Origin of the sequence: Billgrantia montanilacus (assembly GCF_003336675.1) — a bacterium.
Taxonomy (GTDB): domain Bacteria; phylum Pseudomonadota; class Gammaproteobacteria; order Pseudomonadales; family Halomonadaceae; genus Halomonas; species Halomonas montanilacus.
In genome coordinates, this window is sequence record NZ_QPII01000044.1 from 1 (window position 1) to 1,407 (window position 1,407).

At 63.1% G+C, this 1,407-nt stretch carries 1 protein-coding gene; it reads right to left on the minus strand.

Going from position 1 to position 1,407, the window contains the following annotated elements; all coding sequences use genetic code 11:
• Nucleotides 1-274 precede the first annotated feature (274 nt).
• Entirely contained in the window at nucleotides 275-1,303 is a 1,029-nt protein-coding gene (locus tag DU505_RS22170) for an IS110 family RNA-guided transposase (protein WP_114481139.1), read from the minus strand.
• Between the last annotated feature and the right edge of the window lie 104 nt (nucleotides 1,304-1,407).

Sequence of the window (1,407 nt, forward strand, 5' to 3'; positions counted from 1 at the left end):
CTAAAGCTACTTATATGGACCCGTCCCGTTGTGCAAGCCCGAAACGTATCGGCGGGGGTGAGACTGCACGCTTATATCCGGCCTGTCAGCGGCACAGCATCGGTGCCTGGCCATGATGGAATGCGCGCTCTCCGAGCTGATCTCCTACTCGGCCTCAACATCGGGCCATATAGCTTCACAGCGTGGCGGAGAGCCGGTCTTACCTGTCCTGCCATCTACGTTCGTACCTGCGCAACCTCGGGGAAAATCGTGACTATGTCATCGCGTCATCGCATTACGGGGTGGCCGCGTAGGTGGTATCTCGCACCATCACCGCCCAGCAGATCCTGCCCAGCTTGTTCGCCAGGGCGACAGTGGCCTTGGCCGCCCCACGCCGTGCCGCCAGGGTGCATGCCCAGCGAGCCAGCCGATCCGGCTGCTGCTGGCACTGAAAGGCGCGCAAGGCCGCTCGGGCACCATGCACGAGTTGTCGACGCACCTCACCGTTGCCCCGCTTGGAGATGCTCATCAGTCGTTCCTTGCCGCCGCTCGAGTGCTGGCGTGGCACCAGGCCAATCGAGGCGCTGAAGGATCGGCCATTGGCAAACCGTTTCGGATCACCGATATGGCTGGCCAGCAACGTCGCATTGACCGGCCCGATGCCGGGCACGCTCATCAAGCGCCGACAAACCGGTGTCGTTCTGGCCAGCCGTGCCAGGCGCTGATCGTAGGCATGAATGCGCGCATCCAGCGAGAGCCACTGGTCCAGGACATCATCCAGTACCACGAAGAGATCGTCGCCCAGCTGGGCCCGGTGCTCGGCGAGCAAGCGCCGGATCTCGCCCTGGCGAAACACCGAGTGTCCCTTCGCCACGCAGATGCCCATTTCGGCGAGCAAGCCATGCAGCTCATTGCCCAGTGCGGTGCGGCTGGCAATCGCCCGGGAGCGCACGCGGTGCATCGCTTGCAGTGCCTGCTGTTCCTGCGTCTTGGGCGCCACTCGTGGCGTGGCATCCCGGGCCGCTGCCTCGGCGATCGCGCGGGCGTCCCGAGCATCGCTCTTGTGGCCCAGCACAAAGGGCTTCACGTATTGGGGAGGAATCAACTGGAGCTCGTGCCCCAGGGCCTGGATCTCCCTTGCCCAGTAATGGGCACCGCCGCAGGCCTCCATGGCGACGCGGCAGGGAGGTACCTGGGCTAGCGCCGGGCGTAAGCCCGAGCGAGACACCTTCTTGCTGAAAATCTGGCGGCCGTTGGGATCGACGGCATGAAGTTGAAAGACACGCTTGGCAAGATCAATCCCGATGATGCTAATGTGATTCATGGATGGACCCTCTCTTCAAGATGCCGTGTGGTGCCCCATGCACCCAGATGGCGTTGCAAACTCATCTTGGCACAGGGAGGGACGGGTCCATCCCATTTCCTACA

Coding starts and splice junctions, on each gene's coding strand:
- DU505_RS22170 (WP_114481139.1), bottom strand. CDS start 1,303: ATGAATCACATTAGCATCATCGGGATTGATCTTGCCAAGCGTGTCTTT.